Origin of the sequence: Actinomadura sp. K4S16 (assembly GCF_008327685.1) — a bacterium.
Lineage (GTDB): Bacteria > Actinomycetota > Actinomycetes > Streptosporangiales > Streptosporangiaceae > Spirillospora.
Map to the genome: position 1 here is coordinate 336505 of NZ_BDDE01000013.1, position 12580 is coordinate 349084.

14 protein-coding genes are annotated in these 12580 nt (G+C 72.4%); 11 read left to right on the plus strand and 3 right to left on the minus strand.

The genetic code is table 11. The annotated features are described in order from the left end of the window. Positions 1-92: 92 nt before the first annotated feature. Complete coding sequence (locus K4S16_RS16685; RefSeq protein WP_149259856.1) at positions 93-896, minus strand: alpha/beta fold hydrolase; 804 nt, start codon at positions 894-896, stop codon at positions 93-95. Between the two features lie 159 nt (positions 897-1055). On the opposite strand from K4S16_RS16685, the gene K4S16_RS16690 reads away from it, so the two are divergent. From K4S16_RS16690 to K4S16_RS16715, 6 genes are all read left to right on the plus strand, one after another. After that, a complete protein-coding gene (locus tag K4S16_RS16690) occupies positions 1056-1976 on the plus strand; it encodes a helix-turn-helix transcriptional regulator (protein ID WP_149259857.1) in 921 nt (306 codons plus the stop codon). A 138-nt stretch (positions 1977-2114) separates the two neighbouring features. Further along, the gene (locus tag K4S16_RS16695; RefSeq protein ID WP_149259858.1) at positions 2115-2753 is read left to right on the plus strand and encodes a DUF4232 domain-containing protein; all 639 of its coding nucleotides are present in this window, start codon (positions 2115-2117) and stop codon (positions 2751-2753) included. Between the two features lie 168 nt (positions 2754-2921). Further along, positions 2922-3494 (plus strand): sigma-70 family RNA polymerase sigma factor, encoded by a 573-nt coding sequence (locus K4S16_RS16700; protein ID WP_235036852.1) that lies wholly within the window; start codon positions 2922-2924, stop codon positions 3492-3494. Continuing rightward, positions 3491-4105 (plus strand): hypothetical protein, encoded by a 615-nt coding sequence (locus K4S16_RS16705; protein ID WP_149259859.1) that lies wholly within the window; start codon positions 3491-3493, stop codon positions 4103-4105. Before K4S16_RS16700 ends, K4S16_RS16705 begins: the two co-directional genes overlap by 4 nt. 134 nt (positions 4106-4239) lie before the next feature. Further along, positions 4240-5817 (plus strand): beta-propeller fold lactonase family protein, encoded by a 1578-nt coding sequence (locus K4S16_RS16710; RefSeq protein WP_160160933.1) that lies wholly within the window; start codon positions 4240-4242, stop codon positions 5815-5817. Between the two features lie 17 nt (positions 5818-5834). Then, positions 5835-6578: a DUF1775 domain-containing protein gene (locus tag K4S16_RS16715; RefSeq protein ID WP_149259861.1), complete on the plus strand. Its 744-nt coding sequence runs from the start codon at positions 5835-5837 to the stop codon at positions 6576-6578. A gap of 83 nt (positions 6579-6661) precedes the next feature. Here K4S16_RS16715 and K4S16_RS16720 read toward each other — a convergent pair whose 3' ends face one another. Further along, complete coding sequence (locus tag K4S16_RS16720) at positions 6662-7462, minus strand: SMI1/KNR4 family protein (RefSeq protein ID WP_149259862.1); 801 nt, start codon at positions 7460-7462, stop codon at positions 6662-6664. 197 nt (positions 7463-7659) lie between these two features. On the opposite strand from K4S16_RS16720, the gene K4S16_RS16725 reads away from it, so the two are divergent. The 4 genes from K4S16_RS16725 to K4S16_RS16740 all read left to right on the plus strand — a co-directional run bounded on the left by K4S16_RS16725 (position 7660) and on the right by K4S16_RS16740 (position 10355). Further along, on the plus strand, positions 7660-8073 hold the full coding sequence (locus tag K4S16_RS16725) for a hypothetical protein (protein ID WP_149259863.1): 414 nt from the start codon (positions 7660-7662) through the stop codon (positions 8071-8073). A gap of 49 nt (positions 8074-8122) precedes the next feature. After that, positions 8123-8635, plus strand: a complete 513-nt coding sequence (locus K4S16_RS16730; protein ID WP_235036853.1) for a hypothetical protein — start codon at positions 8123-8125, stop codon at positions 8633-8635. Between the two features lie 167 nt (positions 8636-8802). Then, positions 8803-9471 carry a thioredoxin domain-containing protein gene (locus K4S16_RS16735; RefSeq protein WP_235036854.1) on the plus strand — a complete coding sequence of 223 codons (669 nt, stop codon included), beginning with the start codon at positions 8803-8805 and terminating at the stop codon, positions 9469-9471. Next, positions 9468-10355, plus strand: coding sequence for a cytochrome c biogenesis CcdA family protein (locus tag K4S16_RS16740; protein ID WP_149259865.1), 888 nt, complete (start codon positions 9468-9470; stop codon positions 10353-10355). Before K4S16_RS16735 ends, K4S16_RS16740 begins: the two co-directional genes overlap by 4 nt. A gap of 95 nt (positions 10356-10450) precedes the next feature. Here K4S16_RS16740 and K4S16_RS16745 read toward each other — a convergent pair whose 3' ends face one another. Beyond that, entirely contained in the window at positions 10451-10957 is a 507-nt protein-coding gene (locus tag K4S16_RS16745) for a GNAT family N-acetyltransferase (protein ID WP_149259866.1), read from the minus strand. 224 nt (positions 10958-11181) lie between these two features. Here K4S16_RS16745 and K4S16_RS16750 point away from each other — a divergent pair, with 224 nt between their 5' ends. Continuing rightward, positions 11182-12567: a rhodanese-like domain-containing protein gene (locus K4S16_RS16750; protein WP_149260163.1), complete on the plus strand. Its 1386-nt coding sequence runs from the start codon at positions 11182-11184 to the stop codon at positions 12565-12567. The last annotated feature ends 13 nt before the right edge of the window (positions 12568-12580 follow it).

Here is a 12580-nt window from a genome sequence, read left to right on the forward strand (position 1 = left end):
TGGCCCGCCGTCGGCCACCGATCGGAGGACGCCGCCCAATCCGGGTCGAGATGAACCTCGACCCGGATTGCTGCTTCCGGCCCCGCGGTCGCTCAGGCCGCGCCCTCGGCGTGCGCGATCAGCAGCCGGGCGACCTCGTCGGGCTTCTCCAGCGCCACCGAGTGCCCCGCGGCTCGGACCGTCTCGTCCCGGCCGCCGGCCGCCTCGGCGATGTTGCGGCCGGAGATCGGCTGCGGGTAGGCGTGGTCCTCCTCGCCCGCGATCGCCAGGACCGGCACCCGGCACCCGGCGAGCTCCTCGACGAGGCGGCCGCGGTGGACGACCTGCCACGCGCAGTCACGGATCGTCGGCTTGAGGGCCGCCATCGACGCCCGCCACCGCTCGATCAGCGGACCGCCCGCGGCCAGGCTGGCATCGCCGAACATGATGTAGAGGAGCGTGTCGATCGCCCGGGCCGCCCCGCCCTCCTCTCCGAGGCTCTCGACGAGGGGGGCGAACTCGGCGAGCTTGTACTCCTCCTCGCACGAGGAGCCGAGCGCGGCCACCGTGCGCACCAGTTGGGGATGGCGCGCGGCCAGCCGGAGCGTGACGAACCCGCCCATCGAGTTGCCCACGGCGTGCACCGGGCCGACGCCGAGCGCACGGATCAGCGCGGCGGCGTCCTCGGCCAGCGCGTCCATCGACAGTTCGCCGATCGAGGCCGCGGGGGAGCTGGCGCCCTGGCCGCGGTGGTCGAAGGCGATGGTGCGGTAGCCCGCACCGGTGAGCATCCGCACCAGCGGCTCGAACATCGCGCTGTCGAAGAACAGCGAGTGGCTGAGCAGGAAGACCTCGCCATCGGCGGGGCCGTTGTCGTCGTAGGCGAGCCGGGCGCCGTCGGCCTCGACGTACCGCATGTGGATCAACTCCCGTCCAGTGGGGCGGTGGGACCGTCCCCGGCCTTGTCGCCGAGGTACCGCCATGCGTTGGACGTTAGTAATGTGGCCCTGAGCAGGTCTTACGGCTCCGCGCAACCGGCTGACGGCAGCGCGCAGGCCGCGGGCCGGGAGGTAGCGATGGGCCCGCCGGGATACGTCACAGCGGAAGCGGACACCGACGCCGTCCCGCGCGCGAGCCGCGTCGCGTTCTGGCGTGACCACGTGACGCAGAACCACGGGCGGCTGGACTTCGGTTTCCGGGACGCCGACCGCTTCGCGGGCGGCACCCGCGTGCAGCGCCAGGGGGACCTGCAACTCGTCGACTTCTGGTCGACGGCGATCGCGTACGAGCGCCTGCCCAGCGGATACGACGGCGACGGCGCCGACAGCCTGCGGATCGTGCTGCCGACGTCCGGTTCGATCAGCGTCGTCGGCCGCGAGGGCCATACCCGGATCGGGCCCGGGACCGCCGCCGCGGTCTCGATGAGGCTGGGCTTCCGGCTCGAACAGGACGGGTACGCGCGCGCCCTGATCCTGTCCTGCCCTGTCCGTCTCTGGACCGCGCCCGTCTCGGCGGGCCTGGTCCTGTGGGAGCTCGGCCACGGCGCGGGCGCGGTCTTCCGCACGATGCTGCGGGAAGCCTCCACCCAGGCGTCGACGCTGGACCGGTCGTCGTTCGCGTCCATCGTGGAGTCCGCCGTCGGGCTGCTGTCCCGCGGCACGGCGAGCACGGAGGACGACGTGCTCCTCCAGGCGCGCGCGGTCGCCCGCCAGTACTGCGACGACGCCGCCTTCGGCCCGGGCGAGCTGGCCCTGCGGCTGGGCCGGTCACTGCGTTCGGTCCAGTACGGGCTGCGACGCGCCTCGACCAGTCCCGCCTCCGTCATCAGGGAGGCCCGCCTCGAACGAGCGGCGAGCAGACTGCGGCACCCCGCCTGGGCGGCCCGCACCGTCAGCTCCGTCGCGCACGCTTCGGGCTTCGGGTCGCTCAGTGCCTTCAACGCGGCGTTCCGTGCGCGGTACGGCCTCACCCCGGTCGAGTACCGGGGCGAGGCCTGATCCCGTCGAACGTCGCGGTTCCGCGGGCGGCAGCCGAGTGGATCGGGGAACCGCCCCCGGCCAAACCCACTGGAACCTATCCGACATTTCGGTCATCTCACTCACTGACCAGGCAAGATTCACGTGGGGGACCCGAAGATGACGCACAGTACAAGCCGCCGATCTCTCGTCGCGCTGGCAGGGGCCGGGCTGATGCTCGCCCTCTCCGCCACCGGGTGCCGCATCGACGTCAACGCGGGCGGCCTGGAACCGAGCCCGGGCGAGACCGGGCAGGCGGTCCCCCGCTCCGCGTCCTCCCCCGGCGACGGCGGCGAGAAGCCCGCGTCGCCGCAGGCGGGCGGCGGCGACCCGGCCGTCTGCACGCCGCGGCAGCTGATCGCCGAGGTGCACGAGCAGCCGTCCGACTCCGAGGAGAAGGTGCTGGCGATCCTGACGCTGTCCAACAAGTCGGACCAGCGCTGCCTGCTCCCCAGGGGCTGGGCGCCGCTCGGGCAGGGCGGCGCGGGCGGCGCGTACTACGCGCCTGTGGAGGGCGCCCGCGAGGCCCACCCGGACGCCGGCATGAGGATCATCGTGCGCCCTGGAGCGACGGCCTACGCCGGGCTGAAGTGGGGCACGAGCCCGGACTGCCCGTCCGCCGGCGGCTGGGCGGTCTCGTGGGCCGGCACCTGGCTCCCCGCCGAGGTGACCTGGCAGAACGGACCGCGCGACATCTGCCCCGGCACCTTCACCCAGGGCACCCTCCAGCCCAGCCCGAACAACGTCAGCTACAGCTGATCCATGGCCCGACGGCCACCGCGCATGTGACCCAGGTCATATCCGCGGTCTTCAACACCTCTTCTAGGGTCCGCGTATCCCCCGTGACATATCGGCCGGTGCGGCGAAGGGGTGTTCCTCAATGGCGGAGTGCAGCCGGCAGGCGGCATGCGGCGGGCGGGTGTAAGGGTGGCCCAGCTCTGGAGGCTGGGCCGCCGGCCCGCCGCCCGGCAGGAGGCTCCTCCCTCCCTGCGCAGCGAGCAGGACGTACGGCTCGCCTATGACCGGCACGGCCAGGAACTGCTGGGTTTCGCGTGCAACGCCCTCGCCGACCGCCAGCTCGCCGAAGACGTCGTCCAGGAGACGTTCGTCAGGGCATGGCGGTCCGCCGCCTCCTTCGACCACCGCCGCGCGAGCCTGCGGACGTGGCTGTTCGCGATCGCCCGCAACGTCGTGATCGATGTCGGGCGGAACAAGGCCGCGCGCGTGCCGCTCGCCGCACCGGCGGACGCGGGCGAGCAGCAGCGCGACCCGCGCGACCCGTTCGACCAGCTGCTGACGCGCATCGAGCTCGACGAGGCGCTGCGCCGCCTGTCACCCGAGCACCGCCAGGTCGTCCTGGAGGTGTACCTCCTCGGACGCACGTGCGCTGATCTCGCCGATGACCTCGGCATCCCGGCGTCCACGGTGCGCAGCCGCCTCTACTACGGAGTGCGCGCCCTGCGCGGGATCCTGGACGAGAAAGGATGGCTGGCTCCGTGAGTCCCTCCTGCCACGCGATCCGCGTCGAACTCACCGAACTCCTCCTGCTGGACCGGCCGCTGCCCGCCCCGCTGGCCCGCCATCTCGGGTGGTGCGCCGGCTGCTCCGCCGAGGCGGAAGGGGTGCGCCGGCTGATCAGGACCTTCGAACGCGCCGAGCCCGTCGTCCTCGACGTCGACGTCCGGGAGCCGCAGCCAGGGGCGCCGAGGCGCGTGCGGCGGCGGGTCGCGGCCGCGGCCGCCGGGCTGGTCCTCGCCGCCTGCGCGGTGCTGACGACCGTGCTCCCCGGTGACGGCCACGGCAGGCCGCCCGCCGCGGCGGTCACCCTGTCCCGGCCGGAGCCGATGGTCGAGCACAGCTGGGGTACGGAGGTCCCGGTGTCCCTGTCCGGGCTCCGACCCGGACAGACCTACCACCTGCTGACCGGTGACGCCCAAGGCAGGCGCCAGTCGGCCGGAACCGTGCGGGCGGGCAGCGGCGGCACGCCCATGCGCACCCGCATGGTGACGGCGATGCTCCGGTCGCAGATCACCACACTGCTCGTCCAGGACGAGAGCGGACGCATGGTCGCACGGCTGCCCGTGACGTCTCCGTCGCGCACGCCCGACTGACCGGACTCCCCGGAGACCCGCGACCGAGTCAGCGGGTCTGCTCCGGCCTGCCCATCATCTTCCGCGCACGGCGCCCCGCCGTGTGCTGCCCCGCCCTGCCATCCGGCACAGATCCCTTTCATGGAGGTTCATCCGTGTTCTCAGTCAGACACGCCATCGGCGCGGCCACGGTGCTGGCGACCGCGGGAGCCGCCGTCTTCGGCGTCACCGCCGCGGCCGGCGGATCGCCCGCCGCATCGCCGCACGGGGCCCGTCCGGTAGCGGCCGTCAAGGCGGCGGACCCGGCGCCGCTCTCGGGCCGGGACCGGGTCTACACGGCCGACCAGAGTTCCAACACGGTCACGGTCATCGACCCGGCCGCCGGCAGGACGCTGGGCACCATCCGTCTCGGCGACCAGCGGCTGGGCGCGACGCTCAGCCCGCAGTACCTGTCCAACGCGGGCGTCCACGGGCTCGGGTACTCCCCGGACCGCCGGCGCCTGGGCGTCGTCAGCGTGGCCAGCAACACCGTCGACATCATCGACACCGCCACGAACAAGGTGCTCAGCCACACCGACGCCGGCCGCGCCGCGCACGAGGGCGCGTTCACCGCCGACGGCGGCGAGTTCTGGGTCGCCGACCGCGGCCGGGACACCGTGACCATCGTCGACGCCGACCGCGGTGGTGTCGCCGGACGCGTCACCGTCGGCGCCGGCCCGTCGAAGGTCCTGATGAGCCCCGACGGCGAGCTCGCCTACGTCAACCACATCAGCGCACCCGAGATCACCGTCGTCGATGTGAAGTCCCGCAAGGTGACCGGCCGCATCACGGGACTAGCCGACGTCTTCTCCTCCGACGCCGCCATCTCCCCCGACGGCAAGGAGATCTGGGCGGCGCACAAGCGCGCCGGCAAGGTCAGCGTGATCGACGTGGCCGCACGGAAGGTCAAGGCCGTGCTGGACACCGGCCCGGACACCAACCACCCCAACTTCGCGACCAACGCGCTCGGCTCGTTCGCCTACCTCACCGTCGGCGGCCTCGACCAGACGCTCGTCTACGAGCGCACGGCGTCGGGGGCGCCCAAGTTGATCACTCGGGTGCGCAACCACGGGCATGCTCCGCACGGGTCCTGGCCCAGCGGCGACGGGACGCGCATGTACGTCGGCCTGGAGAAGTCCGACGCGGTCGACGTCATCGACACCACGACCAACAGGGTGATCGACACGATCAGCACCGGCCAGGAGCCCCAGGCCGTCCTCTACGCCCCCGGGGCGGTGCCCAGCGCGGACTCCGCCCCTGGACTCGGACGCCAGGGACTCGGGGAGCGGGTCCGGAACGTGCCGACCGTCCTTCCCGACGGCTCGGCCGGGGACGCGATGCGGCCGGGCGGCAAGGGCCGTGTGCTGGAGGCGACCGTCCGGCCGGTCGGCGGGCTCGACATGGTCCAGTTGCAGGCCCGCGACCTCAGGCCCGCCACGACGTACCAGGCGTACGCCGTCGGGGCGTCCGGGCGCGAGACTCCGCTGGTCTCCTTCACCACCGACGAAGGCGGCAAGGCGCCGCAGGTGCTGTCCTTCTCCGCGTTCACCGGGAAGCGGATCGCGATCAAGCCGAAGGGAAGGGCCTCGGCTCAGACCCTGGCGTCGTTGAAGCGGATCAGCACCGGCCACGAGCACAACGCCGCAGGCGGCCGCGACGCCGACCCGGCGTCCCTCGTGTTCTGCTGCTGCTGAGACGAAGGTGAGCGCCCGTGGAACGCACACGCCCCACCGCACGCCGGAACCGGCTGCCCGGCCTGGCGACCGCCGCGGCCATCGGCGCCGGGATGGTGATGCTGCTGTCGGCCCCGGCCTCCGCCCACGTACGCGTGCTGTCCGAGGGAGCCGAGGCGGGAAAGCCCGCGACGCTGCAGTTCCGCGTCCCGAGCGAGAAGGAGTTCAGCACCACGGTCCGGGTCGACGTCACGCTGCCCGAAGGGGTGACCGCCGGCTCCGTCCCGGTCGACGACGGCTGGACGATCAACCGGACGGGCGGCGGGAAGGGCGGTCCGCACGTCGTATGGACGGCCCGGGCCGGCCACGAGATCAAGCCCGCCGATACCCATACCTTCACCGTGCGCGTGAATCCGCTGCCGGACGAGGCCGTCCTGCGCTTCGACACGGCGCAGACGTACTCCGACGGATCGGTCGTGAACTGGAACCAGCCGGCGACCGGCGGGCAGGAGCCCGACTTCCCCGTCCCTGAGCTGGTGCTCGACCCGGCGGCGGTGAGCGAACCGCCGTCATCGGGAAGCGGGCCGGAGGGCGGGCCGCACCCGGCGGTGAGCGAGGGGTCGGGTCCCTCGGCGGCACCCCAGGTGAAGACGGCTGCGGACACGTCCGATGGGCAGGACATCTCCCTCGTCGTCTGGGCGGTCGCGGGCACGCTCGCCGCCGTCGGTCTCATCGCCCTAGTCCGGCGGCTGAAGCGACCGTCCACCGGCCGGCACGGCTGACGACCACCGAAGATCCCCCCACGCGTTGAGCCCGGCCACCCCCCAGGTGCCCGGGCTCAACCGCGCGGAGCGCCGCGACCCGGTCAGGTCAACCACTGCTCGGGCAAGGTGGGTACCAGGGCATGGAGCGACTCCGCGGTGCGTCCGCGAAAGGTGATCTTGGCGGCGGTCCCGGGGCGCCGCCTCGGCCACGGATCCTTCTCCGACTCCTCCTCGGTCAGGACCATGGTGTGTTCGAGATGCACGAGGACGTCCGGGGCCAGGAACCAGCGATCGGGCGCCATGGGGACGATCCAGTCGTAGCAGGGCACGGCCGAGGACAACGCCAGCTCCTCGAAGCGCCCGGCCAGCTCGGCGATCTGCTCTTCCCGGAGCTCCCCGTGAACGATCAAGCGCTCGTCGTGCCACCAGTGCTCGCGCAGCACCAGGTCCATCAGCGCCACCGACAGGCGGTCGGTGAACGGCAGCAGCCGAGAGTAGTCGGCCCAATGCGTCTGGAAGGTCGGCGGGTCGTCCAGATGCATGTCTTCGAGGCGCACGTAGCGTTCCCAGACCCCCTGGTTCTCCGCCTGGTACATCAGCGCCCGCGTGTCCGCGTAGATGGAGAAGGCCTCAACACCTTTCAGGCGGTGCATGAGGCTGCGGTCCTGGTCGAGGAGGCCGACGTACCGCCTGCTGAAGAGCTGCAACGCCTCCCTCAACGCCGCCGGGAAGGTGATCCCCAACCGCCGCTCGGCTTCCTGCACCTCCGCCGGGGTGTACGCGTCGCGCGCGGACAGCGGAGTCGTCCACGCGGCGCAGTACCGGGAGATGAACCGGAACGCGGCCTCCGCGCTCCGCATGCCCGCGGCGAGTTCCTCAGCAAGATCGAACTGAATCGGCATGACGGGGATCCTAGGCACGGCGCATCCGCCGAGAGCGGCTGTCGCCGCGATTCAGGCGGAACCACGCCGGCCGCCGTCGTCCGAATCCCGGCGAGAGGTCACCTATAGTGACCCACGAATCTTCATCGTGAGCAGGAAGGTCGCCCGGCATGCCGTCTCCGGTCCGTACGAGATCCGCGTGGTCTCGGCCGTTCCTGGTGCCGGCGGTTCTGGTCGTTCTCCTGATGGTCGGCTGCCTCATGCAGCTCGGCAAGGGCGCCGCCGTCTTCCGGTCCCCCTCCGCCTCGCCCGTATCGGCCGAGGCTGTGGTCACCGGATACGCGGCCTCTGGCGCGCTGGGGCTTCCCGGCGACGCGGTCACCACCGAGCATGCGGCGCCCGAGTCAAAGGATTCCGGGACGGAGCCGGGCACCGGCCAGTGCGGCAAGAAGACGGTGGCCGAGGCACCCTCGCTTGCGCCCGCCGCCCAGCCCTTGCCGGTCCCGGCCGTCATGGTCCCGGCCTCGCTCGCCGAGACGGCGGCACCGCCGGGCGCGGCCCTTGCGGGAGCGCCCCCAGGGCCTGCGCCGTCCCCTCCCGACCCCGCCGGGCTCTGCGTTCTGCGGATCTAGAGGCCCCGTTCACCCGGGCCTTCAGATCCGACCGAACGGAGTCCATCCGATGATCTCTGCTCGCCCGCCCGTGCGGGCGTCCGCCGGCATGTGCGCCAAAGCCGGTCGTGCGCTGGCCTTCTGGCCGGTACGCCGCTGGGCAGTGGCCGCCGCCGGAGCCGCCGGGACCGCGCTCGTGGTGGGAGCGCCCACCGACGTGATCCCCAACCCGCTGTTCGGCCGGTCCGTGCCGGTGCAGTGGTGGAACTACCCCGTACTCGGCATCACCGCCCTGCTGGCCGGGCTGGTCCTGGCCACGTACATCGGCCGGCCGGCCGCCGCGGATTCCAGCGCGGCCAGGCGTCTGGGGCCTCTCGGCAGCGTCCTGTCGTTCTTCGCGATCGGGTGCCCCGTGTGCAACAAGGCGGTGCTCCTGCTGCTGGGCACTTCCGGCGCCCTGACGATCTGGGCCCCGCTCCAGCCGGTCGTGGCCCTGCTGTCGATCGCGTTGCTGGCCGCGGCCGCCGTGAAGCGCCTCGCCGGCGAGATCGACTGCCCCGCCGGAACGCCCGGCCCGGCCTGATCCCCTACACGTCCATCCGCGCCGCGCGGTCGATCCGCCTGCGCTGACCACGGGCCAGGCCCACGCCTGTCGTTCGGTCAGCGGCGCGCGCTCTTCGAAAGGTTCTGTCCGCCATGTCGGCGTCACATGCCAAAGCCCGCTCCCGCCGGTCTCTCACCATCGCGGGCGTGCTGCTCGCAGCCGCCCTGCTCCTCGGCCTGGCCGCCATCGGCGGCCGGGGCGGAAAGGAAGCCGAAACCGCCGGATCACCGTCGGCGTCGGCCTCACCCTCACGCTCCCGGGCCGGTGGTCCCGACCTGGCCCGGCGCAAGAACGGCGACCCCTTCGCCCTCGGCCGCACCGACGCCCCGGTCGTCATGATCGAGTACAGCGACTTCCAGTGCCCGTTCTGCGGCCGGTTCGCCCGCGAGACCGAGCCCCGGCTGATCCAGAAGTACGTCGACACCGGCGTGCTGCGGATCGAGTGGCGCAACTTCCCGATCTTCGGGGACGAGTCGAAGGCCGCGGCGCAGGCGTCCTACGCCGCGGGGCGGCAGGGCCGGTTCTGGGCCTTCCACGACCGGGTGTACGCCGAGCCCCGGCGCCGCAACTCCGGCGACCTCGCCGACAAGCACCTGGTCGCCTGGGCGCGCGAGGCGGGCGTGCCCGGCCTGGCCCGCTTCCGCGCCGACATGAAGAGCGGCGAGGCCGAGGACGCCATGATCGCCGACCAGGTCGAGGGCTACCGGGCCGGCGCCGCCAGCACCCCCACGTTCCTGGTCAACGGACGGCCGATCCTCGGCGCCCAGCCGTTCGAGGTGTTCGCCCGGGCCATCGAGGAGGCCCGCGGCCGATGAGCATCGGTTACCTGGCCGCCTTCCTCGGCGGCGTCCTCACCCTGTTCAGTCCTTGCAGCGCACTGCTGCTCCCGGCGTTCTTCGCCTACTCCTTCACCGGACGCACCCGGCTCGTGTCCCGCACGGCGGTCTTCTACCTCGGGCTCTGCACGACGCTGGTCCCGCTCGGCGCCGCCGGAGCCATGGCGGGCCGGCTCTTCTACGGGCACCGCGACCTGCTGGTCGCCCTCGGCGGTTGGACGATCATCGCGCTCGGCGCCGCCCAGATCGCCGGTCTCGGCTTCGGCTCGGCCCGGCTCCAAGGACTCGCCACCAGGCGCGGCCACGCGGGTTCTGCCTTGTCGGTCGGGCTGCTGGGCTCCGTCTACGGGCTGTCGGGGTTCTGCGCCGGCCCCCTGCTCGGCGGCATCCTCACCGTCTCCGCGGTCGGCGGGAACGCGCTGTACGGAGCGTCGCTGCTGGCGCTGTACGCGCTCGGCATGGCCGTCCCGCTGTTCGTGCTGGCCCTGCTGTGGGACCGCTTCGACCTGGGGCGGCGCCGCGGGCTGCGCGGCCGGCCGGTCAGGCTCGGGCCGCTGCGGGTGCATTCCACGTCGCTCGTCGGCGGGCTCTTCTTCATCGTCCTGGGAACGGTGTTCCTGGTCTTCGACGGCACCTCGGCCCTCCCCGGCTTCGTGGACCCCGACACCGAGTTCGCCATGGAGGAGTCGGTGGCCCGCATCGGCGCCGCGGTGCCCGACGGCCTGCTCCTCGGCGTCCTGGCAGCCGTGGCCGCCGCCGCGGCAGGCGCGTTCCTGTGGCGCGGCCTGCGGGGCGGCCGCCGCCAACGGACCGGCGAACGGGCCGACCCCGGCACCCCGGACAGGTCACCGAGCGCGCGTTGACGGCCGGCGCCGCCGTGGCGCCCGCGTGCGCGGCGGCCCTGGCCTGCTCGGTCGCCAGCGGGGACCCGGGCGAACGCGAGAGTACGGGCCCCGAGTCAGGCCGAGGGGATTCGCAGGTTCGAGTAGTGGGGGTGGGTGAAGGGGTAGTCCCTGGTGGTCCAGTGTTGTAGGGCCTGGTGGAGCTTGGTGTAGTAGCCCGCCTCGTACGCGTCGGGGGTCACCCACCAGCTGACGTCGACGTCGTGTGCTGCCAGGTCTTCGGTCAGCGGTTGCCGGACGCCCATCGGATAGAGGTAGGCGCAGCCGATGTAGCCGCGGCCTTCGGCCTCGACGCAGAAGGCGAACGACTTGCCGTCCCGGAACTCGCACTCGTGCCAGACGAGGTCGACGTAGTTCTCGTCCTCGGTGACCGGGCCGGTCGGCCAGTCGCCGCCGCGGGTCTCGCGGATCAGGTCGAGGCTCGCGTTGACACCGCGCACGTCGGCGACCAGGTCGTCGCGGGTGAGCGCGTGAGCGGTGACGTCGTCGTACCGCAGCAGGCGGGGCGCGTCGAAACCCTCCGGCAGCGCCAGCTTCTTTGTGTATCCGTTCAGGTCGGTCATCGGCGCAAGGTAGCGCAGATGGAGCCCCCGGTGGCCCGCGAACTCCCGCGCCCCGGCCGGAGGCGAACCGCCTGCGCGACAGATACCCCTGGGGGTATTTGCCACATCGTCCACCCGTCGCCTACTCTCTGAGATATACCCCCTGGGGTATCACTCGGTTCGTCGGAACCCACCAGCTCCCGGACCCGCAACCCGCGAAAGGAACCGCAGCAATGGAGAGTCGGCTGTACATCGCCCAGCACTATCTGGAGTGCCTGTCGCAGGCCTCCTACCTGATCGGCGACAAGGAGACCGGACGCGCCGTCATCGTCGATCCGCGCCGGGACATCTCCGAATACCTGGACGACGCCGCGGCCAACGGCCTCGACATCGAAGGCGTCATCAACACCCACTTCCACGCCGACTTCCTCTCCGGCCACCTGGAACTGGCCGCCCGCACCGGAGCGTGGATCGGCTACGGCGCGCGGGCCGAGGCCGAGTTCCCGATCCGGAAGCTGCACGACCACGAGCGCATCAGCCTCGGCGACGTCACCCTGGAGATCCTCGAGACCCCCGGCCACACGCCCGAGTCGATCAGCGTCCTCGTGTACGAGCGCTCCGGCGACACCGTCCCCTACGGCGTGCTGACGGGGGACGCGCTGTTCATCGGCGACGTCGGCCGCCCGGACCTGCTGGCCTCGATCGGCGTCACCGCCGACGAGCTCGGCAGGATGCTCTACGACACCGTCCAGCACAAGCTGATGGCCCTGCCGGACCAGACCCGCCTCTTCCCCGCGCACGGCGCCGGTTCGGCCTGCGGCAAGAACCTCTCGGCCGAACTCCAGTCGACCATCGGCGCGCAGCGGCTGAGCAACTACGCCTGCCGCCCCATGAGCGAGCGGGAGTTCGTCGACATCGTCACCGAGGGCCAGCCCCCGGCGCCGAAGTACTTCGTCTACGACGCGATCCTCAACCGCAAGGAGCGGGAGCTGCTCCAGGTCGACGAGCACCTGAAGGCGCTGTCCTTCACGGACGTCCTCGCGCGGCGCGACGCCGGTGCGGTGGTCGTGGACGCCCGGGACCCGCGGGAGTTCGCCGCCGGCCACCTCGCCGGCTCGATCAACATCCCCGCCGACGGCCGGTTCGCCGAGCAGGCCGGCATGCTCGTCGAGCCCGGGCAGGAGATCATCGTGATCGCGCCCGAGGGCCGCGAGGAGGAGCTGGTCATCCGCCTCGCCCGGATCGGCCTGGACACGGCCGCCGGCTACCTGGCCGACGCCGAGGAGGCCTTCACGCAGGCACCCGAGCAGATCGTCCAGGCGGAACGGCTCACCTTCGCCGACCTGCGCGCGGAGCTCGACGGCGCGGAGCCGCCCCTCGTGGTCGACGTCCGCAACGCCGGCGAGCTGGCGAACGGCCGCATCGAGGGCTCGGTCAACATCCCGCTGGCCCAGCTGCCCGGACGCATGGACGAGGTCCCCGCCGACCGGCGGATCGTCGTCAACTGCGCCGGCGGCGCACGCTCCTCGGCCGCCGCGAGCCTGCTCCGCAGGGCCGGCCGCGCCGACGTGGCCGACCTGCTCGGCGGCTACGGCGCCTGGGCCGCGGCGTACGCCCCGGCCGAAGCCTGATCCATCCCGGCGC